20 protein-coding genes and 1 pseudogene are annotated in these 24114 nt (G+C 68.0%); 12 read left to right on the forward strand and 9 right to left on the reverse strand.

What is annotated here, in order from left to right:
- Position 1: 1 nt before the first annotated feature.
- Positions 2-1858, forward strand: a complete 1857-nt coding sequence (locus ACFJI2_RS06655; protein WP_377704291.1) for a glycoside hydrolase family 2 protein — start codon at positions 2-4, stop codon at positions 1856-1858.
- A gap of 133 nt (positions 1859-1991) precedes the next feature.
- The gene (locus ACFJI2_RS06660; RefSeq protein ID WP_377704292.1) at positions 1992-3413 is read left to right on the forward strand and encodes a glycoside hydrolase family 105 protein; all 1422 of its coding nucleotides are present in this window, start codon (positions 1992-1994) and stop codon (positions 3411-3413) included.
- A gap of 35 nt (positions 3414-3448) precedes the next feature.
- Here ACFJI2_RS06660 and ACFJI2_RS06665 read toward each other — a convergent pair whose 3' ends face one another.
- On the reverse strand, positions 3449-4459 hold the full coding sequence (locus tag ACFJI2_RS06665) for a PDR/VanB family oxidoreductase (protein ID WP_377704293.1): 1011 nt from the start codon (positions 4457-4459) through the stop codon (positions 3449-3451).
- 10 nt (positions 4460-4469) lie between these two features.
- A complete protein-coding gene (locus tag ACFJI2_RS06670; RefSeq protein ID WP_377704294.1) occupies positions 4470-5399 on the reverse strand; it encodes a pyridoxamine 5'-phosphate oxidase family protein in 930 nt (309 codons plus the stop codon).
- Positions 5400-5530: 131 nt separating this feature from the next.
- Between ACFJI2_RS06670 and ACFJI2_RS06675 the strand changes: the two genes are divergently transcribed.
- The 3 genes from ACFJI2_RS06675 (at position 5531) to ACFJI2_RS06685 (ending at position 7952) form a co-directional block, all read left to right on the forward strand.
- Positions 5531-6466, forward strand: a complete 936-nt coding sequence (locus ACFJI2_RS06675) for a LysR family transcriptional regulator (protein ID WP_377704295.1) — start codon at positions 5531-5533, stop codon at positions 6464-6466.
- A 95-nt stretch (positions 6467-6561) separates the two neighbouring features.
- Positions 6562-6933, forward strand: a complete 372-nt coding sequence (locus tag ACFJI2_RS06680) for a DsrE family protein (protein WP_377704296.1) — start codon at positions 6562-6564, stop codon at positions 6931-6933.
- Positions 6934-6947: 14 nt separating this feature from the next.
- Positions 6948-7952 carry an alpha/beta fold hydrolase gene (locus tag ACFJI2_RS06685; RefSeq protein ID WP_377704297.1) on the forward strand — a complete coding sequence of 335 codons (1005 nt, stop codon included), beginning with the start codon at positions 6948-6950 and terminating at the stop codon, positions 7950-7952.
- 25 nt (positions 7953-7977) lie between these two features.
- Here the strand turns inward: ACFJI2_RS06685 and ACFJI2_RS06690 are convergent, their stop codons facing one another.
- The 6 genes and pseudogenes from ACFJI2_RS06690 to ACFJI2_RS06715 all read right to left on the reverse strand — a co-directional run bounded on the left by ACFJI2_RS06690 (position 7978) and on the right by ACFJI2_RS06715 (position 16934).
- Positions 7978-10458, reverse strand: a complete 2481-nt coding sequence (locus ACFJI2_RS06690; RefSeq protein ID WP_377704298.1) for a glycoside hydrolase N-terminal domain-containing protein — start codon at positions 10456-10458, stop codon at positions 7978-7980.
- Positions 10459-10499: 41 nt separating this feature from the next.
- Positions 10500-13172, reverse strand: a complete 2673-nt coding sequence (locus tag ACFJI2_RS06695; protein WP_377704299.1) for a glycoside hydrolase family 2 TIM barrel-domain containing protein — start codon at positions 13170-13172, stop codon at positions 10500-10502.
- Between the two features lie 48 nt (positions 13173-13220).
- The gene (locus tag ACFJI2_RS06700) at positions 13221-13919 is read right to left on the reverse strand and encodes a FadR/GntR family transcriptional regulator (RefSeq protein ID WP_377704300.1); all 699 of its coding nucleotides are present in this window, start codon (positions 13917-13919) and stop codon (positions 13221-13223) included.
- Positions 13916-14762: pseudogene (locus ACFJI2_RS06705) on the reverse strand (amidohydrolase family protein). Before ACFJI2_RS06705 ends, ACFJI2_RS06700 begins: the two are co-directional and overlap by 4 nt.
- The gene (locus ACFJI2_RS06710) at positions 14759-15922 is read right to left on the reverse strand and encodes a mannitol dehydrogenase family protein (RefSeq protein WP_377704301.1); all 1164 of its coding nucleotides are present in this window, start codon (positions 15920-15922) and stop codon (positions 14759-14761) included. The pseudogene ACFJI2_RS06705 and the gene ACFJI2_RS06710 overlap by 4 nt, the downstream one beginning before the upstream one ends.
- Before the next feature lies 1 nt (position 15923).
- Entirely contained in the window at positions 15924-16934 is a 1011-nt protein-coding gene (locus ACFJI2_RS06715; RefSeq protein WP_377705805.1) for a zinc-binding alcohol dehydrogenase family protein, read from the reverse strand.
- A 184-nt stretch (positions 16935-17118) separates the two neighbouring features.
- Between ACFJI2_RS06715 and ACFJI2_RS06720 the strand changes: the two genes are divergently transcribed.
- Genes ACFJI2_RS06720 through ACFJI2_RS06745 form a run of 6 tightly spaced genes read left to right on the forward strand, consistent with a single transcriptional unit; the run spans position 17119 to position 22722 of the window.
- Positions 17119-17457, forward strand: coding sequence for a UxaA family hydrolase (locus ACFJI2_RS06720; RefSeq protein WP_377704302.1), 339 nt, complete (start codon positions 17119-17121; stop codon positions 17455-17457).
- On the forward strand, positions 17454-18674 hold the full coding sequence (locus ACFJI2_RS06725) for a UxaA family hydrolase (RefSeq protein WP_377704303.1): 1221 nt from the start codon (positions 17454-17456) through the stop codon (positions 18672-18674). The genes ACFJI2_RS06720 and ACFJI2_RS06725 overlap by 4 nt, the downstream gene beginning before the upstream one ends.
- 1 nt (position 18675) lies before the next feature.
- Positions 18676-19689, forward strand: coding sequence for an aldo/keto reductase (locus ACFJI2_RS06730; protein WP_377704304.1), 1014 nt, complete (start codon positions 18676-18678; stop codon positions 19687-19689).
- A 54-nt stretch (positions 19690-19743) separates the two neighbouring features.
- Positions 19744-20610 carry a fumarylacetoacetate hydrolase family protein gene (locus ACFJI2_RS06735; RefSeq protein ID WP_377704305.1) on the forward strand — a complete coding sequence of 289 codons (867 nt, stop codon included), beginning with the start codon at positions 19744-19746 and terminating at the stop codon, positions 20608-20610.
- A gap of 53 nt (positions 20611-20663) precedes the next feature.
- Entirely contained in the window at positions 20664-21965 is a 1302-nt protein-coding gene (fucP, locus tag ACFJI2_RS06740; protein WP_377704306.1) for an L-fucose:H+ symporter permease, read from the forward strand.
- The gene (locus tag ACFJI2_RS06745; RefSeq protein ID WP_377704307.1) at positions 21958-22722 is read left to right on the forward strand and encodes an SDR family NAD(P)-dependent oxidoreductase; all 765 of its coding nucleotides are present in this window, start codon (positions 21958-21960) and stop codon (positions 22720-22722) included. Before fucP ends, ACFJI2_RS06745 begins: the two co-directional genes overlap by 8 nt.
- Here ACFJI2_RS06745 and ACFJI2_RS06750 read toward each other — a convergent pair.
- Positions 22706-23623 carry an FCD domain-containing protein gene (locus ACFJI2_RS06750; protein ID WP_377704308.1) on the reverse strand — a complete coding sequence of 306 codons (918 nt, stop codon included), beginning with the start codon at positions 23621-23623 and terminating at the stop codon, positions 22706-22708. The genes ACFJI2_RS06745 and ACFJI2_RS06750 overlap by 17 nt on opposite strands.
- A gap of 115 nt (positions 23624-23738) precedes the next feature.
- Here ACFJI2_RS06750 and ACFJI2_RS06755 point away from each other — a divergent pair, with 115 nt between their 5' ends.
- Positions 23739-24113: an L-rhamnose mutarotase gene (locus ACFJI2_RS06755; protein WP_377704309.1), complete on the forward strand. Its 375-nt coding sequence runs from the start codon at positions 23739-23741 to the stop codon at positions 24111-24113.
- The last annotated feature ends 1 nt before the right edge of the window (position 24114 follow it).

Here is a 24114-nt window from a genome sequence, read left to right on the forward strand (position 1 = left end):
CGTGAAAAAATTCCTCACCTTCCTGATCGCCGCCGCCTGCTGGGGCGCGGCCGGCATCGCCGCCTCCGCCGAGGACCTGCGCCCGGCCTTCCTGCTGACCGCTTCGCCGTCGCGCGATACGCAGGACCTGTCCGGGCAATGGACGTACTCGAAAGACCTGTACCGCACGGGCCTGAACGACATCAACGGCTGGGTTGCCAAGTCGCGCATGCAGCGCTACCGCGACCTGGACGTCGCGGCCCTGGAAGCGCAGGGCGGCACCGACTTCTTCGAGTTCGACCTGGACCGGGGGCCGGCCATGGCGGTGCCCGGCGCCTGGAACGCGGCCAGGCCCGAGCTGCGCTATTACGACGGCCTGGTCTGGTTCCAGCGCAAGTTCCAGTCCAAGCCGCTTAACGGCGGGCGCGCCTTCCTGCGCTTCGAGGCGGTGAACTACCGCGCCTATGTCTACCTGAACGGCAAGGAGATCGGCCGCCATGAGGGCGGCTTCACGCCCTTCGTGCTGGAAGTGACGGACGCGCTGCGCGAAGGCGGCAACCGCCTGTCGGTGGGCGTGGACTCCAGCCACGACGCCCAGACCATCCCGACCGTCATCACCGACTGGGACCTGTACGGCGGCATCACGCGCCCGGTGCGGCTGGTCTACACGCCGGCCACCTTCATCGACGACGCCACCCTGAGCCTGAAGCCGGACGGGCGCATCGCCGGCGAGCTGCGCCTGCAAGGGCCGCAGGCGGCGCGCCAGAACGTGAACGTGACGATAGCCGGACTGGCCACGGCCAGCGCCGTGACCGACGCCGGCGGCCGCGCCGTGTTCGACATCGCCGCGCCGGCCGGCCTGCAGCGCTGGTCGCCGGATAGCCCCAGGCTGTACGACGTGCGCTACGCGGCCGCCGGCGACGCCGTGCGCGACCGCATCGGCTTCCGCACCATCGCCGTCAAGGGCAGGCAGATCCTGTTGAACGGCAAACCCATCTTCCTGCGCGGGATTTCGCTGCACGAGGAGGAGTTCGGCCCCAACCCGGCGCGCAACATGACCGAGCCGGCTGCGCGCGCGCTGCTGCACGAGATCAAGCACGGCCTGAACGCCAACTATGTGCGCCTGTCCCACTATCCGCACTCGGAAGTGACGCTGCGCCTGGCCGACGAGATGGGCCTGCTGGTGTGGAGCGAGATTCCGGTCTACTGGAGCGTGGACTGGGACAACCCGGCCGTGCTGCGCAAGGCGCTGGCCATGCAGGCCGAAGCCATCTACCGCGACCGCAGCCGCGCTTCGGTGGTGATGTGGAGCGTGGGGAACGAAACGCCGGTGTCCGCGCCGCGCACGCGCTTCCACAGCGCCATGGCCGACAATGTGCGCGCCCTCGATCCCACCCGCCTGGTCAGCGCGGCCCTGCTGGTGGAGCGCCGCAAGGTCAACGGCGAAGACGTGACCGCCATCGACGATCCGCTGGCCGGCAAGCTGGACGTGCTGGCGGTGAACACCTACGCCGGCTGGTACGGCAGCGACACGCTGGACGCGCTGCCCGGGCTGAAATGGCAGGTGCCGCCGGACCGGCCGCTGATCCTGTCCGAGTTCGGCGCCGACGCGCTGGCCGGCTACCGCAACGACGGCAACAAGAAGTTCACCGAGGAGTACCAGACCGAGTACTACCGCAAGACGCTGGCCATGGCCGACGCCATGCCAACGCTGGCCGGCATGTCGCCGTGGATACTGAAGGACTTCCAGTCGCCGCGCCGCGAGCACCCGGTATTCCAGAACGGCTGGAACCGCAAGGGCCTGCTGTCCGAAACCGGGGTGCGCAAGCAGGCTTTTGGCGTGCTGGCGGATTACTATCGCGGCAAGGCTGCGAAGTAGGGCGGGATCGCGCTTGATCGGCCAACGGATCTTTAGTCACAATATTGATCATTCCAATCAATCTTTGTCGAATATCCTTATGGCCATGTTTGGCAACAATTATTCGACAAGATTCGACCAAGGAGACGTATCAATGAATGCCCCGAAGCTGCGCCGCTGTGTAACCGGCGCGCTGGTCGCCGGCCTGTTCCCGCTGGCGCTGACCGTATCCGCCCAGGAAGCGCCGCCGCCGCAGGAAAAGGGGCCGGCCGCCGCCGACGCCATGCTGCACGCGCTGACGGTGACCTATCCCACCCCGTACCGCGCCATGGAGGCGGGCGAGGTGAAGGCGGTGCTGGACCGCGTGTTCGACTACCTGGACCGCACCACGCCGGCTGAACTGATCAGCAAGAGCAGCGGCGCGCCCGTGACCGACCTGACCCGCGCCGATCCGGACGCGGTGCTCAAGCCGGGCGACTTCCGCCTGACCAGCTATGAATGGGGCGTTACCTACCTGGGCATGCTGGCCGCGGGCGCCGCCACCGGCGACAAGCGCTACACCGCCTACACGGTCAAGCGCCACCAGCTGCTGTCCCAGCTCACCAAAACCTACTATCCGGTGGTGCAGGCCGATCCCAAGAATTCGCACGCGCCGATCAAGAGCTTCCTGAACCCGCACGCGCTGGATGACGCGGGCGCGCTGTGCCACAGCTTCATGAAGGCCAAGCTGGGCGGCTCGCCGGTCGATTACGGCCAGATGATAGGCATCTGCGGCGACTTCGTCACCAAGAAGGAATACCGCCTGAAGGACGGCACGCTGGCGCGCGGTGGCCCGGACGGCAAGGGCGGCGTGAAAATGCGTCCGCTGCAGGATACGCTGTGGCTGGACGACATGTTCATGGGCGTGCCGACCATGGCCTACCTGGGCGCCGTGAGCGGCGACCGCAAGCACTTCGACGACGCGGCCAAACAGGTGCTGCAGTTCTCCAAGCGCATGTTCAATCCCAAGCTGGGCATCTATATGCACGGCTACGTGGAAGGCCTGCGCGACCATCCAGAGATGCACTGGGCGCGCGCCAACGGCTGGGCCGTGATGTCGATGGTGGAGATCCTGGAAGTGCTGCCGAAGAACCACAAGCAGTACGGCGCCGTGCAGGAGCAACTGCGCGCCCACATCAAGGGCCTGGCCTCCTACCAGACCCGTGACGGCTTCTGGCACCAGCTGATCGACCGCCCGGACACCTACCAGGAGACGTCCGCCACCGCCATCTACGCCTACGCCATCGCCCGCGCCGTCAACCGCGGCTACGTGGACGCGCAGATGTACGGGCCGATGGCCAACCTGGCCTGGAACGCGGTGGCCAGCAAGGTCACCGCCAACGGCCAGATCGAAGGCATCTGCGTCGGCACCGGCATGGCGTTCGACCCGGCGTTCTATTCCTACCGTCCAACCAGCGTGAAAGCGGCCCACGGCTACGGCCCGGCGCTGCTGGCCGGCGCGGAGATCATCGAGATGAACAAGAAGTTCAAGTTCGGCCTCAATGACAGCGGCCTGATGTACCAGGGCGTGCGCTAAGCGCCCGGCAACCAAGCCGCATCGCCCGGCCGCGCCTACAGCTCCAGCACCAGGCGCCCGGGCGCGGCCGCCCACGACACGCAGGTGCACATGCCTGCGCTGCGCATGGCCGGTGTCAGGCACACGTCGCGGTGCAGCGGCTGGCCTTCCAGCACCGGCGTGTAGCAGCTGCCGCATTCTCCGCGCTTGCATTCGTAGGATACGAAGACGTCGGCCGCGATCAGCGCCTCCAGGATCGGCGTGCCGGGCGCTACTTCTATCGTCATCTGCGACAGCGACAGTTCCACCGTGAGCGGGGCGTCGTCCTGCTGCGCGCGCGGGCCGAAGCTCTCGACGTGCATGGCGGCGGCGGGCCAGCCCAGCCGCGCGCCGGTGTCGGCCAGGCTTTGCAGCAGCGCCGCCGGGCCGCAGGCGTAGAAGCTGTCGCCGGCGCGGTGGGTGCCCAGCAGCGCCTCCAGGTCGGCGCGCCTGCCTTCCTGCGACACGTGCAGCCAGATGGTGGCATGCGGCAAGGCGCGCAACTCGTCCAGCAGTACCAGCCGGTCCGCGCTGCGGGCCAGATAGTGCAGTTCGAACGGCCGCTGCTGCGCCGCCAGTGCGTGCGCCATGGACACCAGCGGCGTGATGCCGATCCCGCCCGCGATCAGCAGCACGCGCGGCGCGGCGGCTTTTGCCTCAGCCGCCGCCCGGCTTGCCGCCGCTGCGTCCTTGGCCGCCGGCAGCGGTGCGGGCGCTTGCAGCGGGAAGCTGTTGAACGGTCCGCTCATCTCGACTTCGCTGCCGGGGCCGAACTCGTCGTGCAGGCAGCGCGAGCCGCCTTTGCCGTGTTCCTCGCGCTGCACGGCGATGCGGTAGACGTGCGCTGCGCCCGGCGCACCGACCAGCGAATAGTGGTTCTCGAAGGTGCTGCCGTCGGCCGCCGTGAAGCGCAGCACGATGTGCGCGCCGGGCTGCCAGTCCGGCAGCGGCGCGCCGTCCTTGCGGCGGATCTGGAATTCCTTGACGGCGGCGCTGTGCGCGGCCACGCTGGCGATGATATGGTTCATGGTCGCGGCCTCAGGCTGACGGCGCCGGGTTGAACGGGGAGGCATCCAGGTACTCCCATTCCAGCTGCTGCGGCGTGTCGCGCAGTATCCATTGCTCCACCTTGAACTCCCAGTAGCGCCGCGTGCCGCCGGTCTCGTTGTCCGGGTCATCCTGGTCCCACTGCACCGACGCGGTGCCGGTCAGCTGCAGCAGCTGGCCGTGCGCAAAGTCCGGGATGCACAGGCCGGCGTGCGGGTCGGCCGTGAAATTGCCCAGCGTGTTGAACAGGCTGTTGCCGTGGTAGTCGGGGATGCGCAAGGTGGTGTCGTCCACCACCTTCACGAAGCCCGGCGCGCCGCCCCGGTGCGAGGCGTCCGCGCCGCTGCCGGCGTGGCGGCTGGCCACGAACACCGTGTCGGCCTGCCTGACGATGCCTTCCACCGTGCCGCGCAATACCGTGCCGTGCGCCGTCTGCACCGGCAGCGCAGGTTCACCCAGCTGGCGCAGGTGGCGGCGCTGGATGTACTTGGGGCAGTTCGGATAGGCCTCGCGGATGGCCACTTCGGCGCCGCGCCCGTCCAGGCGCTGCACGGTCCCGTTCACGCGGTAGCGGCGCCGCGAGCCCAGCTCGATGAACAGCATGCCCAGGTCCGGCTGTTCGGCGATATTGGCCCATACCGGATCGGAATGGTCGCGCTCCTTGTCCGGCAGGTCGATCGCGATGCTGCTGCCGCTGTCGGTGTGCAGGAAGCCGGGTTTGCCGAACACCAGCGAGGCCCACACGCGGCCTGCCGGGTCCACGCTGCCCAGCGCCACCATGAACTGCTTGGCGATGAAGGGGCGGGCGCCGGCGATGACGGTGTCCGTCAGCACCGCGATGTTGCGGTCCGCGATGGCGGTCTCGCCGGCGTTTTGCTGCACCGCGCGTTCGCCGGCGTGGAAGCTGTTGTGGTCCTTCATTTCGCTCTCCCTTTGGTAAGAAGCTGACTTCCGGAGCAATTCAGTGATTGCCGATGATGCTATTGTGCGAAATAATCCGTTAAACAAGAATGGGCGTCGCACGCAAATCACTATTTCGCTTGGAGTAAGGAATGGATCAAGTCCACCTGATGAATGTCTTCGTCGCTGTGGGGGAAGAGGAAAGTTTCGCTGCGGCGGCGCGGCGGCTGGACCTGTCGCCGGCGGCAATTACCCGCGCCGTGTCGGCGCTGGAGGAGCAGCTCGGCGTCAAGCTGCTGCTGCGCACCACGCGCAATGTGCGCATGACGGAGGCGGGGCGGCGCTATATGGACGACAGCCGCAACATCCTGGCCAGCATTGCCGAGGCCAACGAGGCGGCGGCCGGCGTGAATTCGGCCCCCAAGGGCAATCTGTCGGTGACGGCCTCCGTGCTGTTCGGCAAGTCCTTCATCATGCCGTGCATCGTGCGCTTCCTGGAGAAATATCCGGAAGTGGAGGTGTCGGCCTATTTCCTGGACCGCGTGGTCAACCTGGTGGACGAGGGCATCGACGTGGCGGTGCGCATCGGCCACCTGCCCGATTCCAGCCTGAAGGCGCTGAGGGTGGGGCAGGTGCGGCGGGTGCTGTGCGCCTCGCCGGAATACCTGGCGAAGAATGGCGTGCCCCAGCACCCGGCCGACCTGCTGCGCCACACCATCATCGCGGCCAGCGGCATTTCGCCGCGCGTGGAGTGGAAGTTCGGCGCCGTGGACGACCCCACCATGGTGCGCATGAAGCCGCGCCTGATGGTCACCAGCAACGATTCGGCTATCGATGCGGCGGTGGTCGGGCTGGGCATCTGCCGTTTGCTGTCCTACCAGATCGCTGACCAGCTGCGCGACGGGCGGCTGAAAATCATCCTGGCCGAGTACGAGGAGGCGCCCTGGCCGGTGCATGTGCTGCACCGGGAAAGCAAGTTCGGTTCGTCCAAGGTGCGCAATTTCATCGACCTGCTGGCGGAGCACCTGCGCGCGCATCCGCACCTGAACGTGCCGCTGGCTGTTACTCGCAGCGAAATAATCAATTGATTCCAGCACGGTTTCTCTCGCAGTTGCTCATGCCTAGAATGGATTCATCCGCTGCACGACGCGGCGGGCTGAACGACCAACCAAGGGGAACCACCATGAAAGCAGCCATCATCATCCTGTCCGATCCCAAAGCCGGCGAAGAGGCCCTGGGCCGCATGTTCAACGGCCTGGCCGCCGCCTACGACTTCAAGCAGAAGGGCACCGAGGTGGGCATCTACTTCCAGGGCACCGGCACCCGCTGGCCCGGCGTGCTGGCGGCGGACAGCCATCCCATCCACGCGCTGTACCAAGCGGTGGAAGACAAAGTGGTGGGCATCTCCTGCGGCTGTGCCGACGTGTTCGGCGCCCGCGAGGAAGCGGAGAAAGCCGGCTTCGACCTGATCACCGACAACAGCGTGCCCGGCACTTCGGGACTGCCCAGCATCGCGCAGATCTCGGCCGACGGCTACACCGTCTTCACTTTCTGAGACCGGGGGATACCGTGGAAACCAATCGCATCCTCCGCCGCGCCGCTGCGGCGCTCAGCCTGGCCGCGCTGGTGCATGGCGCTTATGCAGCACCTGCAGCACCAGCACCGGCAGCCACCAGGGCGGCCGCCAACGTCGCCAGTACCGCTGCCGTCAGCTACCGCACCGTCAAGGTCGACGGCGTGAACATCTTCTACCGCGAGGCGGGACCGAAGGATGCGCCGACGCTGTTGCTGCTGCACGGTTTCCCCACGTCGTCGCAAATGTTCCGCAACCTGATCCCGCTGCTGGCGGACCGCTACCACGTGATCGCGCCGGACTACCCCGGCTACGGCCAGAGCGACATGCCGCCCATGGACAAGTTCACCTACAGCTTCGACAACCTGGCCAGCGTGGTGGACAAGTTCACGCAAGCGGTCGGCGTGTCGCGCTACGCGCTGTACGTGCAGGACTACGGCGCGCCGATCGGCTTCCGCATGGCGGCGGCCCACCCCGAGCGCGTGACCGCCATCGTGGTCCAGAACGGCAACGCCTACAACGAAGGCATCGACAACGAATTCTGGGTGCCGGCCAAGGCCTTCTGGGCCGACAAATCCGAGGCCAACGGCGCCAAGCTTCGTCCGCTGTTCGAACTGCCCGCCACCAAGTGGCAATACACCGAAGGCGTGCGCGACGTGCAGCGCATCAGCCCCGACGCGTGGACCGTCGACCAGGCCTATATGGACCGTCCCGGCAACAAGGACATCCAGCTGGAGATGTTCTACAGCTACGGCAGCAATCCGGGCCACTACCCGGAATGGCAGGCCTACTTCCGCAAGCACCAGCCGCCGATGCTGATCGTCTGGGGCAAAAACGACAAGATCTTCCCGCCCGCCGGCGCCCATCCCTACCTGCGGGACTTGCCGAAAGCCGAGCTGCATCTGCTGGACACCGGGCACTTCGCGCTGGAAGAGGACAGCGCCGCCATCGGCGGCCTGATGCGCACCTTCCTGGCCCGCGCCGTGAAAGCCGGAAAATAGGCCAGGCCCTGCAGCCGCGCGGCGCTCAGCGCTGCGCGGCGCGCCGCACGAGGTAAGTTTTCCCCTTGGCCGCGCTGAAGGCCAGGGTGTAGCCGATGGCGCTGCGCCGGCTGCGGGCCTGGACGCCGTCCACCGTCACCGGCGCCGCCGTGCGGAGCACGCACAGGCCGCCCTGGCGGGCCTCGATACGCGCGTCCAGCAGGCTGCCGTCTTTCCAGGTCAGGCCCACCACGTAGTTGCCGCGCCCGACCAGGCCTGCCGCTTTGCCGTCGCGCCACGCGGCGGGCAGCGCGGGCAGCAGGTGCAGCTCATTGTTCTGGCTTTGCAGCAGCATCTCGATCACGCCGGCCGTGCCGGCGAAGTTGCCGTCGATCTGGAACGGCGGATGGGCGTCGAACAGGTTGGCGTAGGCGCCGCCGTGCGAGTCGCCTTCCCTGGTCAGGCGCAGCAGGTCTCGGAACAGTTTATAGGCGCGGTCGCCGTCCAGCAGGCGCGCCCAGAAGTTCACCTTCCACGCCAGGCTCCAGCCCGTGCCCTCGTCGCCGCGCAGTTCCAGCGTGCGGCGGGCGGCCTTGGCCAGCTCCGGCGTGGCCAGCGGCGAAATGATGCGCGCCGGGTGCAGCGCATACAGGTGGGACACATGGCGGTGATGCGGTTCCACCTCGTCGAAGTCCTGGTACCACTCGAGCAGCTGGCCCTTCGCGCCTATCTGGAAGGGGAACAGCTTTTGCGCGGCGGCCTTCACTTCCGCGCGGAACGCTTGGTCGGTGTCCAGCACCTGGCCGGCCGCCTCCAGGTTGGCGAACAGGTCGCGGGCGATCGCCATATCCATGGTGGAGGCGACGCTGACGATGCCGGTCTTGCCGTCGCCGTAGCGGAAGGCGTTTTCCGGGGAGGTGGACGGCGCCGTGACCAGGCGGCCTTGCGCGTCGGGCTGCAGCCAGGCGAGCAGGAAGCGGGCCGCGTCCCTCATCACCGGATAGGACTCCTTCAGGAAGGCGCGGTCGCCGGTGAACTGGTAGTGTTCCCACAGGTGGCGCGTCAGCCACGCGCTGCCCATCGACCAGTTGGCCCATTTGGGATCGCCCTTGCCGAAATCGCCCACCGGGTTGCTGGCGGCCCAGATGTCCGAGTTGTGGTGCACCACCCAGCCGGGGGCGTGGTAGAACGACGCGGCCGTTTCCTTGCCGGTGACGGACAGGTTGCGGATCAAGTCGTTCATGGGCGAGAACAGCTCGCCCAGATTGGCGCTTTCAACCGGCCAGTAGTTCATCTGCACGTTGATGTTGGTGGTGTAGTTGCTGCTCCACGGCGGACGCACATGCTGGTTCCAGATGCCTTGCAGGTTGGCCGGGGCGTCCTTGGTGCGCGAGGAGGAGATCAGCAGGTAGCGGCCGAACTGCGCGTACAGCGCTTCCAGGCCGGGATCGGACTGGCCGGCCGTGTAGTCGGCCAGGCGGCGGTCGGTGGGAACGGCGTTGCGCTCTGGCTGGCCCTGGCCGAGTTCCAGCGACACGCGGTCGAAATAGTGGCGGAAGTCTGCGACGTGCGCAGCGCGCAGGGCCGCGTAGCCGCGCTGCGCCGCGCGTTCCAGGTGGCCGGCGGCCAGCGCGTGCTGGTCCTGGCCGGCACTGTCCGGGCAGCGGTCGAAGCCTGCGAAGCTGGTTGCCGCCGACAGCAGCAGCACCACTTCCGTCGCGCCGTCCACTTGCAGGCGGCCGTCCTGTGCCGTCAGCGTGCCGTCGGTCGCCATCGGCTTGACGAGCAGCTCGTAGCGCATGCCCTTGCAGCCGGCCGGATCGTCCTGCACCACGGGGTCGGTGTCGGACTTGACATAGCTGGGAACGACATGGGCCGGCGCCTTGCCGCGCAACGACAGCATGGCGTCTGCCGCCACGGCGTCGGCGCGCAGCTGGCTGCGGGTTTCCAGCGCCAGGTTGAGCGCGCGCGGCTGGTCCGCGGAGAGGCGCACCACGATCACCTGGTCCGGGGCGGAGGCGAACACTTCGCGCCGGTACTGCACGCCGTTGGCGGTGAAGCTGGTGGTGGCGATGCCGTCGCGGATGTTCAGCTCGCGCCGGTAGCCGGCAGTGGCGGCACCTTGCAGGTCCTGCCGGATCAGCAGGTCGCCCAGCGGCAGATAGCTTTCCGTGTAGCGGCCCTGCATCTTGCGCGCCAGCGCGTAGGCGGAGTCGTAGTCGGCGCCGCTGAGCGCGCGGCGCACCTGGCCGAGCGCTTCGAAAGCGCCCGGGTTGATGTTGCTGCCCACCGGCCCGCCGCTCCACAGCGTGGCTTCGTTCAGCTGCAGCAGTTCCTGCTCGGGGCGGCCGAACACCATGGCGCCCAGCCTGCCGTTGCCGATGGGGAGGGCGTCGGTCCACACGGCCGCCGGCTTGTCGTAGTGCAGGGTCAGCGCATCCGGGGCGCCGGCGGCGGCAGGCGTGCTTGCCAGCGCGCCTGCCAAAGTCGCGACCAGCGCGGCCAGCGCAGTGCGTATGGGGTTCATTACAGATTCCTGTCAGTGGTTGGATGGGGAGGGCGCGCGTGTCAGTTGGCCGGCACGGCGTACACTTCGAATTCTTTCACCACGGCGGCCGCGCCCGGCGGCAAGCGCTCGAAGCGGATGCGCATGAAGCGCGCCTTGACCGGAGCGGCGAAGCCGGTCAGTACGTACTTGCCGGACGCCGGTCCTGTCCCCGCGCCGGACTGGACCACCGGCGACCAGACCAGCCGGTCCAGCGACGACTCGACCACGAAGGCGGAGCCGGGCGCCGGCCCGTCGATGCCGATGCTGTGCACATCGTAAATGTTTTCCAGGTCGACCGACCACGTGGCTTGCTCGGCCGTGGATTCCCACGCGGTGCTGTCCAGGCCATCGTTCGCCAGCCGCGCCGAGCTGCCCACAATGGCGGCGCTGGCTGACGTGGGGCGGTTAAGGCTGACGTTGACGGCGGCCGCTTCCTTGCCGCGCTGCGCGGCCGGCAGATACGCGGCTACCGCCATGGGCTTGGCCAGCGGACTGCTGCCTTCAATGTAGGGATCGGGACCGATGGTATCGATCTCGATCACGGCGCCTGCCATGCCGGGGGAAGTGGCGCGGATGCGCGTCTTGCCCGCATAGTAGGAGCGGAAGCTGATGGCGGCCTGGCCGTCGCGGATCGCCACCAGCGACTGCCTGGAGAAGGTGATGCTGCGGCCGGTCGGGAACGCGCCCGGACCGCTTTCGATGTCCAGCCGCACGTCCGGCGATTCGCTCAGCGCGCGCCCGTCCTTGTCCTTCACGGTCACCAGCAGGTGCACGTCGTCATGTCCCTGGGTGCCCTGGATGGTGGTCTTGTCGGCGCTCAGGTCCAGGCGCGCGGGCACGCCCGGCACAGGCCAGACGGGCGGCGGAACGCCTGCGTACTGGTTGCGGTACCAGTAGTACTGGCGCTTCGGGATGCGGAAGTAGTCGATCATGCCCATAGAACCGAATTCTATCGAGGCGATGGAACCGTGGTCGAAGCCCGCCCAGATCGCTTCGCCGCTGCGCCACTTGTAGCGCCACGGATAGGCGGCGCTGCTGCCGCGCTGGTCGGGTGGGTCGCTCAGGTTGCCCCATCCGGGCTCGTAGGCGCCGGGGCGGTCGGCTATCGTGGAGCCGTACTCGGAGACCATGCTGGCCACGCCGGGGTTGAGGTACAGCGCGGCGCCGTCGCCGTTGTAGCCGGCGATGTCGCCCAGCTTGTCGATATCGCCGCGCTGCGCGCCGCCAATGGCCACTGGCCGGGATGGATCGAGCTTGCGCATCAGGGCCACCTGGCGCTTGGTGAACTCGCGCAGCGCGCCCATGGCTTCCGGCGCGCTGAAGAAGGTCTCGTTGCCATTGCTCCAGACGATGATGCTCGGGTGGTTGCGGTGGATGCGTATCATCTCCGCGCTTTGCGCCAGCACGCTGTCCTCGAATTCCGCGCGGTCCTCGGGCTTGGGCGGGTAGGCGCTCGCGGTCCAGCCGAGGTCCGTGCTGAAGCTGCCTGTGCCCCAGAACGGCGCCTCGGACCAGAACAGCACGCCCAGTTCGTCGGTGGCCTGGCTGAAGGCCGGAGAGTGCGGATAGTGCGAGCCGCGAATGAAGTTGAAGCCAGCGTCCTTGATCAGCTTCACGTCGCGCCGTGCGCCCGTGCGCGTCACGGCGTCGCCCCAGCCGGCCTGGTCCTGGTGCACATTGGCGCCCACCAGGTAAAGATGTTCGCCGTTCAGGGAGAAACCTCGGTCCGCAGTCCACTCGATGGAGCGGATGCCGAACGGCGTGGTGTAGGTGTCGGCCAGCTTGCCGTCGACATAGACCTCACTGCGCAGGCTGTACATCGCCGGGCTGGCCGGGCGCCACAACGCCGGCCCGGCGACGGGCGGCGGCGCCTGGCGGATGGTGGCGCTGCCGCCGGCCGGCACGGTGCGCCGGCTGCTGGCGCTGGCGACCAGCCGGCCGGACGGGCTGTAGACCTTGGACACCAGCAGCACCGGGCGCGCCTGCGCGGAGGCGTTGGCGATTTCGGTCTCCATGGCCAGCGTGGCGCGCTGCTTCGACACCTGCGGCGTTCGCACGAAAGTGCCGTACCAGCTCACGCGCACCGGCTCGGTGACCACCAGCCGCACGTCGCGGTAGATGCCGCCCGAGAAGACGTGCTCGCCGGCGCGTGGCGACAGCCTGGCGTCCCACAGGTTGTTGACCCGTACCGCGAGGGTATTGGCGCCGGTCCGCACGTGCGGCGTGATATCGATGCTGAAGCCGGTATAGCCGCCCCGGTGGCGGCCCGCGGCTTGTCCGTTGACATAGATCTCCGCGTCCTGGAACACGCCGTCGAACTCCAGGTTCAGGCGCTTGCCGCGCCAGGTTGCCGGCACGTCTATCGTTTTGCGGTACCAGCCGTAGCCCACGTAAAAGCGGGTGCCGAGGAAATACGGGATGCTGAAAGAGTGCGGCAGGTGCGCATGGTCCCACTGGCTGTCGTCGAAAGCGGCGTCCATCGCGCCTTTCGGGTCGCCCAGCGTGAACTGCCAGGCGCGGTTCATCTCGACGATTTCGCGCGGTTCCGGGGCCGCGCGCGCCGCGCCGCCGAGCAAGGCCAGCGCCAGGCCTGTCAGCAGGAGTAGCGCGCGAAGCAGCAGTGGCCGGCGCAGCGGCGGGCTGAAACGCAGCGCAGCGCCAATGCGTGCAAGCGGGATGGGGTTGCTGCTCATTCTTTTATTCCTTGGTGAGTGGGGCAAGCGGAGGGACGGGCAGGGCGCTCAGGCGCCGCCGGCGAACGTGCGGGTCACGCGCTCCAGGTGCAAGCGCATGGCCCTGCGGGCGGCGGGGCCGTCGCGCGTGGCGATGGCTTCGAGAATCGCGCGGTGGTCCCGCAAGGTCGACAGGCGCAGCTCCTCGGTGCGGTACAGTTCCTTCAGCCGGTGCCACAGGCTGTTGCGCTGGCGCCAAAGGTAGTCCACCACGCCAACCAGCGCCGCGTTGCCGGTGGCGTGCGCAATCGCCAGATGAAAATTGCGGTCCGCCTGTTCATTGCTGGACCGGTCTTCGTGGCTGCGCTCCATTTCCAGCACGGCCGCCAAGATCGCCTGCAGCGCCGCCGGGGATGCGTTCCTTGCCGCCATCGCCGCCGCCTCGGTCTCTATCAGGTTGCGGGCGGAGAGCACCTCGAACGGTCCCGGCCCGCCTTCCGGCACATCCGCCTGGGACGCCGGGCGCGCGCTGACGTACACGCCTGAACCGCTGCGCACCTCCACCACGCCGCCCAGTTCCAGCGCAATGAGCCCTTCGCGCAGCGAGGCCCGGCTCACCTGCAGCGCGGCGGCCAGCTCCCGCTCGGAAGGCAGGCGCGCGCCGGGCTCCATCCGCTGTTCCCGGATCAGTTCCTGTATCCGCTCCGCCACCACGCGGTACATGCGGGGTTCGGCCGTGCGCTCGGACTGTGCCTGCACGCCGCTCATGGCGTTCCCGCCTGCGCGATGCCGTAAAAACGCCGCGCGTTCAGGCCGAATACCGCGTCCCGCTGCGCCGGGGGCAGGTGCGCCAGCAGGGCCTCGCTAGCCTCCATCCATGCCGTGTAGTCGGCCGCCAGCCGCAGTACCGGCCAGTCGCTGCCCCACATCACGCGCTCCGGCCCGAACACCTGCAGCACATGGCGCGCGTACGGCGCCAGCTGCGCCACCGTCCAGCCCGGGCCGGCATCGGTGACCATGCCGGACAGCTTGCAGTGCACCTGCGGCTCGGCCGCCAGGCGGTCCATGTCGTTCAGCCACTGCGCATCGGGAGCGCCGCCCATGGCCGGCTTGGCCAGGTGGTCGATCACGATGGGCAGGCCGGGGTAGCGGCGCGCGAAGGCCAGCAGCGGCTGCAGGTGGCGCGGCAGCACCAGCGCGTCCAGGCGCAGCCCGTGGCGCTGCATGGCTTCCACCGCCGGCGCCAGGGCGGGATCGTCGATCCAGCCGTCGTCGTCCAGGTCCTGCAGCATGGGCCGCAGGCCGCGCAGCTTTGGATGGGTGGCAAGGGCGGCGATGCGCTCGGGCGCGCCGCTGGCCTTCAGGTCGGTCCAGCCCACCACGGCGGCAATGAAGCTGTGGCGGTCCACCAGCTCCAGCATGAAGCGGGTGTCCGCCTCGCTGGGCAGGGATTGCACCAGCACGGTGGCGGCCACGCCGTTTTTGCGCCAGCAGGGCGGCCAGGTCGTCCGGGTAGAAGTCGCGGTAGATGGGGGCCAGCTCCGCAGGCGGCCAGGCGCCGGCGCGCGCGGCAAGCTGCCAGAAATGCTGGTGGGCGTCGATGCGCGTCATGGCATGCCTGCGCCGGAATGATGGCGCGCCGCCGCCAGCTGGAGCGCTGCGCGCAGGCGCGGCTGCGGCAGCGTCAAGCCCAGTTCATTGGCCAGCGCCACCACGGGCAGCAGGCGGCGGCGCTTCTTTTCCTCGTGGTTCTGCGCGATGTCGGCCAGCCGGTGCGCCAGGAAAGGATTGCAGAAGCGGTCGCGCACCTGCGCCAGGTAGGTCCTGGCGGTGCCGGCCTCGCCCAGCTGGTCGAACACGGGCAGCACTTCCTCCTCCCAAAGCGCTTCCAGTTCCGCGCGCAGGGCGGGATCGGACATGGCCTGCAGCACCGTCTCGTCCTTCGGCCGCCGGTACGCCAGCCAGTGCTCGGCCAGGAAAGTGTGGCCCGCGTTCAGCAGGAACAGCTTGCGCCGCTCGTAGGGTTCCAGCCGGTCGGTGACGACGATGTGCGGATGGACGCATGGCAGCACCATCCTCCTTTTTGCTTCGATCACCCAGATGGCGTAAGGCTCGGCGACCGCGCCGGCCGGATCGATCGCCTCGGAGACGATGCGGTCGACCAGCGAATTGATCCACACGCAGGTCATGCTCAGGTACACGATGAAGCTGTTGTCCAGCTTCCATGCGAGCGCCAGCTTGCGCACCACGTCGCGCAGCACGGCGCCGTTGTTGGCCACCAGTTCGCACGGGTACAGCGTCAGGGGTGCCGCGCCGCGCAGGTAGCGCCGGTGCAGCAGCACCAGCAGCTTGGCGGGGAAGCTGCGCGGCGCGGCCGCGCCGTCCAGCAGCGAGGGGCCGTCCACGGCGCACAGCTCGTAGCCCCGGTCGCCGGTGTTCGAGATGATCACCTGCACCGAGGTGGCGCCCAGCTCGCAAATGGTGGCCCAGTCCCGGTCCGCGTGCAACCCGGCTTCGATGGCGGTGACGCGGTGTTCCCGGTCCACCACCGCGCCGTCCTCGCGCCCGCGTATGCGTACCGGGTAGCCTCCCGGCGCGTTGAAGGCGGCCAGGCGCTGCGCACTAGCGGCGCTGCCGGTGGTTTGCACCACGGTGACGCGGCCCAGCGCCTGCTCCTGCTCCAGCGCCTGGTGGACGAACAGGTCCACATGCGCCTGCAGGAAGCGGCTGGTGCCGAATTGCAGTATCGGGGAAGACGGGAGGGCAGCCACCTCATACCTCCACGATGGCTTTGATGACGCCGGCGGCCGGGTCCATCCACTGCGGCAGCACGTCCACGAAGCCGGCCAGGGTGGTGCGGTGGGTGTTCATCAGGCCGGTGGGCACCAGGCCGGCCTTCATCGCGGCCAGCACTGCGCTGAAGTCTTCGGCGGTGGCGTTGCGGCTGCCCAGCAGGCTGGTTTCGCGCTTGTGGAATTCGGGGTCGGCAAAGGAAATGCGGTCCGGCACGATCGACACCAGCACATAGGTGCCGCCGTGCGCCACGAATTCCAGGCCGCGCTCCATCGCCTTTACGTTGCCGGTGGCGTCGAACACCACGTCGAAGAACTCTCCATCGCTCAGCTCCGCCAGGCGGCTCTTGTCGTCCGCAGCCACCTGCACGGTCTGCGCGATGCCGAGCGCGCTGCGGCAGAACGCCAGGCGGTCCAGGCGCGCGTCCAGCACCGTCACGCTGCCGCCCTTCAGCCTGGAGAACAGGGCGGCGGCGATGCCGATCGGGCCTGCGCCCACCACCAGCACTTTCAGGCCGGGGCGCACGCCGCCGCGCCGCACCGCGTGGGCGCCGATGGCCAGGAATTCCAGCATGGCGGCGTCGTCGAGGGAAATGCCGTCGGTCTTGAACACGAAGCGCTCGGGCAGCGCCAGGTATTCGGCCATGCCGCCGTCGCGGTGCACGCCCAGCACCTGGATATTGGTGCAGCAATTGGTCTTGCCCTGGCGGCAGGCGACGCAGGCGCCGCAGGACAGGTAGGGCATCACGTACACCTGGTCGCCTGGCGCCAGGCTGCTGCCCTCGGGCGCGCTGGCCACTTCGCCCGACAGCTCGTGCCCCATCACGCGGGGATACTGGAGGAAGGGCTGGGTGCCCCGGAAGATATGCATGTCGGTGCCGCACAGCCCGATGCGGCGCACGCGCAGCAGCACCTCGCCGGCGGCGGCCTGCGGCAGCGGGCGGTCCACCAGCTGCAGCTCGCCGGGGGACTGGCAGACAACGGTTTTCATCATGGGATTTTCCGATGGGATGGTAAGCATGGTACCCAGTGTATCGCATATATCGCATACAAACGAGTGTAAATTTTGCTACTCCGATTATGTTTTTGATTGATTTGCATTTTTATCCCACCGCGTCATAGGTTTGGTATATATTAAAAACAGAAGCCCTCGCATAGACCAGGAAGGAAGCCCCATGCTTAACGCCCAGGCGCCCGCAGCGCCACGCCTGCTACTGATGTCGCCCGAAGACAATTGCCTGATTGCCCGTACGCCGCTGCAGGCGGGCGAGGCCCTGGAGATCGACGGCGCCGCCGTCATCCTGCCTGAAGACATCCCGCTCGGCTACAAGGTCGCGCGCGGCGCGCTCAAGGCGGGTGACAAGGTGCTGCGTTACGGCGCCATCATCGGCACCGCCACGGCCGACGTGGCGCCGGGCGCCATGCTGCACACGCACAACCTGGCCAGCGATTACATCCCCACTTACACCCTGGCGTCCGACGCCCATTCCTTCATCGGGAGCACCCATCAATGAGCACCGCCTCCATGCCGGCCCTGTCGGGATATCCGCGCGCCGACGGCCGCAAGGGCATCCGCAACGTGGTCGCCGTTGCCTACACCGTCGAATGCGCGCACCACGTGGCGCGCCTGATCGTGAACGCCTTTCCCGGACAGGAAGTGCACCTGATCGGCTTCCCCGGCTGCTACCCCAACGACTACGCCGACCGCATGATGAAGCGCCTGGTCACGCATCCCAACGTGGGCGCCGCGCTGATCGTGTCGCTGGGCTGCGAGAGCTTCAACCGGCGCGGGCTGGAGGAGGAAGCGGCGGCCAGCGGCCGGCCGGTGCACACCATCACCATCCAGCAGAACAGCGGCACCCGCACCAGCGTGGCCGACGGCATCGAATGGGTGCGCTGGGCGCGCGAATCGCTGGCGCAGCAGCAGCGCGTGCCGATGCGGATCGATGAACTGGTGGTGGCCACCATCTGCGGCGGCTCCGACAGCACCAGCGGCATCACGGCCAATCCCGCCGTCGGCGTGGCGTTCGACCGGCTGGTGGCGGCCGGCGCTGCCTGCATCTTTGAAGAGACCGGGGAGCTGGTGGGCTGCGAGTTCCACATGAAGCGGCGCGCCGCGACGCCGGAACTGGGCGAGGCCATCGTTGCCTGCGTGAACAAGGCGGCACGCTACTACACCGTGCTGGGGCACGGCAGCTTCGCGCCCGGCAACGCCGACGGCGGCCTGACAACGCAGGAGGAAAAGTCGCTCGGCGCCTACGCCAAGAGCGGTGCCTCGCCGATCAGCGGCATCCTCAAGCCGGGCGACCAGCCCGAAGCCGGCGGCCTGTATCTGCTGGACGTCGTGCCGGACGGGGAAGTGCGCTTCGGCTTCCCGAATATTTCCGACAACGCCGAGATCGTGGAGCTGATCGCCTGCGGCGCCCACCTCACGCTGTTTACCACCGGGCGCGGCTCGGTGGTCGGCTCGGCGATCGCGCCGGTGATCAAGGTGTGCGCCAACCCGGCCACCTACCAGCGCCTGTCCGAAGACATGGACGTCAACGCCGGACGCATCCTGGCCGGCAAAGCGACGCTGGAGCAGGTGGGCGCCGAGATCGTGGAGCTGGTGGCGCGCGTGGCCAACGGCGAGCAAAGCTGCTCGGAGGCGCTGGGACACCAGGAGTTCATCCTGACCTACAAGCAGTTCGAGGCGTCCGGCCCCGGATGCTTTCCGCTGAAGGCGGCCTAGCATGCAGGCCGGCGACCTGCGCAAGCTGCCGCGCCGCGACATTTCGCTGAGCAGCATGGGACTGGGCTGCGCGCAGCTGGGCGGCCTGTACCAAGCCGTCGGCGACGCCGAGGCGCGCGCCATCGTCGATGCGGCCTGGGACCTGGGCGTGCGCTACTTCGACACCGCGCCGTACTACGGCTATACGCTGTCCGAGCGGCGCCTGGGCGCGGCGCTGCGCGCGCGGCCGCGCGCCAGCTATGTGCTCAGCACCAAGGTGGGGCGGCTGATGCTGCCGGACCCGCACGTGCGGCCCGGCGAATCCGGCTGGGCCGAGCCGCTGCCGTTCCGGCCGCACTACGACTACAGCTACGACGGCGTCAAGCGCTCGCACGAGGACAGCCTGCAGCGCCTGGGCATGGACCGCGTCGACATCCTGTACGTGCACGACATCGGCCGCGCCACCCATGGCGGGCTGCACGCGCACTACTGGGAGCAGCTGACGCGCGGCGGCGGCTTGCGCGCGCTGGAGCAGCTGCGCGGCGAGGGCAGCGTGGGCGCCATCGGCCTGGGCGTCAACGAATGGCAGGCGGTGGCCGACGCCATGGACGCCTGCGACCTCGATTGCGCGCTGCTGGCCGGCCGCTACACCTTGCTGGAACAGGGCGCGCTGGAGCCGCTGCTGGAACGCTGCGCGCAGCGCGGCATCGGCATCGTGATCGGCGGGCCGTTCAACTCCGGCATCCTGGCGGGCAACAGGAAATTCAACTACGAGGACGCGCCGGCGCACATCGTCTCGCGTGTCGATGCCATGGCGGCGGTGTGCGCCCATGCCGGCGCGTCGCTGCAGGCGGCCGCGTTGCAGTTCCCCATGGCCCACCCGGCGGTGGTGTCCTGCATCCCCGGCGCGCAAAGCGTGGCGCAGCTGCGCCAGAACGCGGCATGGTTCGCGCAGCCGCTGCCCGCGGCGCTATGGGACACGCTGGCGCAGCGCGGGCTGATCGACCGCCGCGCGCCGATCCCGCTGGGGACGTGACGCCCGCCGTTCCGCTGCTGCCGATTTTTTTGACGTGACGTGTGAAGGAATGAAATGAAATTGCTACGCTTTGGCCCCAAGGGCAACGAAAAACCCGGCCTGTGCGACGCCCAAGGCATGGTGCGCGACCTGTCCGGCGTGCTGCCGGACCTGACCTCGGCCTGCCTGGGCAGGGCCAGCCTGGACCGGCTGGCTTCCATCGATCCGGACACGCTGCCGCTGGTGGCCGGGCCGGTGCGCTTCGCCCCCATCGTGGCCGACATCGGAAAATTGATTTGCGTGGGCCTGAATTATTCGGACCACGCGGCCGAATCGGGCATGGAGGTGCCGTCCGAGCCGGTGCTGTTTACCAAGGCCACCAGCGCCATCATCGGCTGCAACGACCCGGTGGTGCTGCCGCGCGGCTCCGTCAAGAGCGACTGGGAGGTGGAACTGGGCGTGGTGATCGGCACCCGCGCGCGCTACGTGGAGATCGGGAACGCGCTTGACCATGTGGCCGGCTATTGCGTGGTCAACGACCTGTCCGAGCGCGAGTACCAGCTTGAGCGCGGCGGCCAGTGGGACAAGGGCAAGGGCTGCGACACTTTCGGTCCGGTCGGCCCCTGGCTGGTCACCGCCGATGAAGTGCCCGATCCGCAGAACCTGGCCATGTGGCTGGACGTGAACGGCAAGCGCTACCAGACCGGCAACACGCGCACCATGGTGTTCTCGGTGGCCCACCTGGTCAGCTACATCAGCCGCTTCATGACGCTCAATCCGGGCGACATCATCAGCACCGGCACGCCGCCCGGCGTGGGCCTGGGCCAGAAGCCCGATCCCGTCTACCTGCGGCCGGGCGACCGGATGGCGTTGGGCATCGAGGGCCTAGGCCAGCAGGACCAGACCGTGCACGCGTGGAACCCGGAGCTGATCGACGGCTGAAGAGCACAGGCGCAAGACCAAAAAAGCGGCGCCGCATATGGAGACACCTGGCAATGACAGAACAGAACCCCCGGCAGACCTACAAGTTTGCCTTCGTGATGATCACCTCGCTGTTTTTCATGTGGGGCTTCGTCCATAATCTCGATCCTATCCTGATCCCGCACCTGAGGAAATCGTTCAGCCTGACCGTGCTGCAGTCGGCGCTGGTCGATTCGGCCGTGTTCATCGCCTATTTCGTGATGGCGCTGCCGGCCGGCCTGCTGATCCGCAAGGCCGGCTACCAGAACGCCATGCTGTGCGGCCTGGCGCTGTTCGCCGCCGGCGCGCTGCTGTTCATTCCCGCCGCCGACACGCAGCGCTATGTGTACTTCCTGGGTGCGCTGTTCGTCATCGCCTGCGGCCTGACCGTGCTGGAAACGGCGGCCAATCCCTATATCACGCTGCTGGGCCGTCCGGAGCGCGCCACCCAGCGCCTGAACCTGGCGCAGTCGTTCAACGGCCTGGCCGTCACGCTGGCGCCCATCGCCGGCGCGCGCCTGATCCTGGTGGACGGCGCCAGCGACGCGCAGCTGCAGGCCATGTCCGACAGCGCGCGCCAGGCGGTGCTGGCGGCCGAAGCGGCCAGCGTCAAGGGGCCTTACCTCGCCATCGCGCTGGTCATCATGGCCATCGCGGCGGTCTTCTTCTTCCTCAAGCTGCCCGCCGTCGGCGCCGCGCACCTGCCTCACGCCGCGCCCGCGAAGGGCGCGATCATGCGCGCGCTGCGGCGGGCGCCGATCCGGCGCGCCGTGATCGCCCAGTTCTTCTATGTGGGCGCGCAGGTGTGCGTGTTCAGCTTCTTTATCCTGTACGCCGGCAAGGCGGCCGGCGTGTCCCAGGTCGCGGCGGCGGACTACCTGGGCTGGGGTTGCGGCAGCGCCTTCGTGGCCGGCCGCTTTGCCGGCACCTGTTTGATGAAATACATCGCGCCGGCGCGCCTGCTGCTGGCGTATGCGCTGGCCAGCGCGGCGCTGTGCGCCGTGGCCATGTTCAGCAGCGGCATGGCCAGCCTGGCGGCCGTGATCGGCATCGCGTTTTTCATGTCCATCATGTTCCCCACCATTTTTTCGCTCGGCATCGGCAACGCGGGCGCCGATACGGCGATGGGCAGCAGCCTGATCATCATGGCCATCGTCGGCGGCGCCGTGCTGCCGCTGCTGTTCGGCTTCATCAGCGACGCGACGCACAATCTTCAATACGGCTACGCCGCGCCTTTGCTGTGTTTCCTCGTGGTCGCCTGGTTTGCGCGGGCAGTGCTGCGGGAGGCGCAGCCGGCGGCGGCCGCCACTTCGCCAGGGAGCATTGCACATGTTTGAACTGAAGGGCAAGACAGCCGTCGTCACCGGCGGCGGCAGCGGCATCGGCAAGGCGACCGCCATGCTGTTCGCGCGCCGGGGCGCATTGGTCCACATCCTGGACATCGGCGAGGCCACGTGCGCGCAGGTGGCGCGCGACATCCGGGAAGAGGGCGGCCAGGCCGCCGCGCATGCCTGCGACGTGACGCGCCAGGCCGACGTGCACGCCTGCTTCGAGGCCATCGGCCCGCTCGGCATCCTGATCAACAACGCCGGCGTGGCGCACGTCGGCAAGGCCGGCAACACCGGCGAGGAGGATTTCGACCGCGTCATCGGCGTCAACGTGAAGGGCGCCTACAACTGCCTGCACGCCGCCATTCCTCGCTTGCAGGCCAACGGCGGCGGCGTGATCCTCAACATGGCCTCGGTGGCGGCCTGGGTGGCGGTGCCCGAGCGCTTTGCCTATTCCGCCGCCAAGGGCGCGGTGATGGCCATGACGCTGTCGGTGGCCAAGGACTATCTGCAGGACGGCATACGCTGCAACTCGATCTCGCCCGGGCGCGTGCACACGCCCTTCGTCGACGGTTTCCTGGCCCGTAACTACCCCGGCAAGGAAGCGGAGATGTTCGAGCGCCTGTCGAAGACGCAGCCGATCGGCAGGATGGCGCGGCCGGAGGAAGTGGCGGCGCTGGCGCTGTACCTGTGCAGCGACGAGGCTTCCTTCATCACCGGCAGCGACTATCCGATCGACGGCGGCTTCATCACGCTGAACGCCTGACCATGCCTTCCCGCTGGTGCAGGGCGCTGAGCATGGTGGAGCGCGACGAGCGCAGGTGGGTGCGCATGGCCGCCAGCGCGGCCGCGATGTCGCCCTTGGCCAGCGGGCGCAGGATGGCCAGGTGCTCCTGCACCGCGTACTGGTTGCGCGGAATCTCGTCGCGCTTGTCCCACTGGTAGTGGTAGTGGTACACCATCGACACCACGTCGTTCAGGCTGTTGGCGAAGCGGTTGTCCAGCAGTCCGATCAGGAACGTATGGAACTCCCGGTCCAGCGCGGGAAATTCCGCGTGGCGCTCGGCGGGCTCCTTGCCCAGCGCCTCGTGGCGCGCCAGCAGGTCGTGCAGGCGCGCGAAGGCCGGGTCGTCCGGCGGCAGCGCGGCAATGCGCTCGATCGCCTTCAGCTCGAACATTTCGCGTACTTCGCCCAGCTCTTCGGCATACTTGGTGTCGAAGGCGCACAGGCGCCAGCTGCCGCGCGGATTCTTTTCGATCAGGCCATTGCGCGCGAAGCCGATCAGGAATTCGCGCACGGCGATGGTGCTCACCCCGGCCGCGCGCGACAGCTCGACCTCGGTGAATTCGGCCCCCGGCGGCAGGTCGCGCTCGTAGATGCGCTCCATCAGCACCTGCTGCAGCTGCTCGGTGGCGCTGTGCAGTTCGGACACGTCGAAATAGTCGTTCGGCCTCGGCTTGCGCAGCAGGTGGCGCTGTTTCATGCCGGCGATCAGCCCGTGCGCGGCCAGGTAGGCCAGCGCGCTGCGCACGGCGGTGCGGCTGCTTTCGACGATCTCGGTCATCCGCATCTCGGTGGGCAGCGGGTCGCCGACTTTCATGTGCTTGGCGGCGTAGTCCAGCAGCAGGTTGATACTGCGCCGTGTGGTGATGGGAAGCTTGGCCATTGTTTGGAGCGTTGGATGGTATGTACTGAATATGTACTGAATAGATAGCATACACCACGGCGCGCCGCCGCGTGAGGCGGCGGCGCCTTTTTATCGGCTGTAACAGGGAGAAAGCATGGAAAGCAAGGAAAGCATGGAAAGCATGGAAAGCATGGAAAGCAAGGAACGCATGGGCATGGTGATCGGGATAGATCCCGCCAGGATCGACGAATACAAGGCCTTGCATGCCGCCGTGTGGCCGCAGGTGCTGGCCACGCTGGCCGAGGCCAACGTGCGCAACTACACGATATTCCTGCGCGAGCCGGAGAACCTGCTGTTCGGCTACTGGGAGTACCACGGCAGCGATTTCGAGGCCGACATGCGCGCCGTGGCGGCCGACCCCGAGACCCGGCGCTGGTGGACCTTCTGCGCCCCGTGCCAGGTGCCGCTGGCGAGCCGGGCCGAAGGCGAGCACTGGGCGATGATGCGCCCAGTGTTCCACATGGATTAGG

Source organism: Pseudoduganella sp. UC29_71 (assembly GCF_042693265.1).
Lineage (GTDB): Bacteria > Pseudomonadota > Gammaproteobacteria > Burkholderiales > Burkholderiaceae_D > Rugamonas.

Coding starts and splice junctions, on each gene's coding strand:
- ACFJI2_RS06715 (WP_377705805.1), bottom strand. CDS start 16,934: ATGAAAACCGTTGTCTGCCAGTCCCCCGGCGAGCTGCAGCTGGTGGAC.
- ACFJI2_RS06660 (WP_377704292.1), top strand. CDS start 1,992: ATGAATGCCCCGAAGCTGCGCCGCTGTGTAACCGGCGCGCTGGTCGCC.
- ACFJI2_RS06670 (WP_377704294.1), bottom strand. CDS start 5,399: ATGAAGGACCACAACAGCTTCCACGCCGGCGAACGCGCGGTGCAGCAA.
- ACFJI2_RS06750 (WP_377704308.1), bottom strand. CDS start 23,623: ATGGCCAAGCTTCCCATCACCACACGGCGCAGTATCAACCTGCTGCTG.
- ACFJI2_RS06700 (WP_377704300.1), bottom strand. CDS start 13,919: ATGAGCGGCGTGCAGGCACAGTCCGAGCGCACGGCCGAACCCCGCATG.
- ACFJI2_RS06695 (WP_377704299.1), bottom strand. CDS start 13,172: ATGAGCAGCAACCCCATCCCGCTTGCACGCATTGGCGCTGCGCTGCGT.
- ACFJI2_RS06720 (WP_377704302.1), top strand. CDS start 17,119: ATGCTTAACGCCCAGGCGCCCGCAGCGCCACGCCTGCTACTGATGTCG.
- ACFJI2_RS06730 (WP_377704304.1), top strand. CDS start 18,676: ATGCAGGCCGGCGACCTGCGCAAGCTGCCGCGCCGCGACATTTCGCTG.
- ACFJI2_RS06675 (WP_377704295.1), top strand. CDS start 5,531: ATGGATCAAGTCCACCTGATGAATGTCTTCGTCGCTGTGGGGGAAGAG.
- ACFJI2_RS06755 (WP_377704309.1), top strand. CDS start 23,739: ATGGAAAGCAAGGAAAGCATGGAAAGCATGGAAAGCATGGAAAGCAAG.
- ACFJI2_RS06725 (WP_377704303.1), top strand. CDS start 17,454: ATGAGCACCGCCTCCATGCCGGCCCTGTCGGGATATCCGCGCGCCGAC.
- fucP (WP_377704306.1), top strand. CDS start 20,664: ATGACAGAACAGAACCCCCGGCAGACCTACAAGTTTGCCTTCGTGATG.
- ACFJI2_RS06735 (WP_377704305.1), top strand. CDS start 19,744: ATGAAATTGCTACGCTTTGGCCCCAAGGGCAACGAAAAACCCGGCCTG.
- ACFJI2_RS06680 (WP_377704296.1), top strand. CDS start 6,562: ATGAAAGCAGCCATCATCATCCTGTCCGATCCCAAAGCCGGCGAAGAG.
- ACFJI2_RS06665 (WP_377704293.1), bottom strand. CDS start 4,459: ATGAACCATATCATCGCCAGCGTGGCCGCGCACAGCGCCGCCGTCAAG.
- ACFJI2_RS06745 (WP_377704307.1), top strand. CDS start 21,958: ATGTTTGAACTGAAGGGCAAGACAGCCGTCGTCACCGGCGGCGGCAGC.
- ACFJI2_RS06690 (WP_377704298.1), bottom strand. CDS start 10,458: ATGAACCCCATACGCACTGCGCTGGCCGCGCTGGTCGCGACTTTGGCA.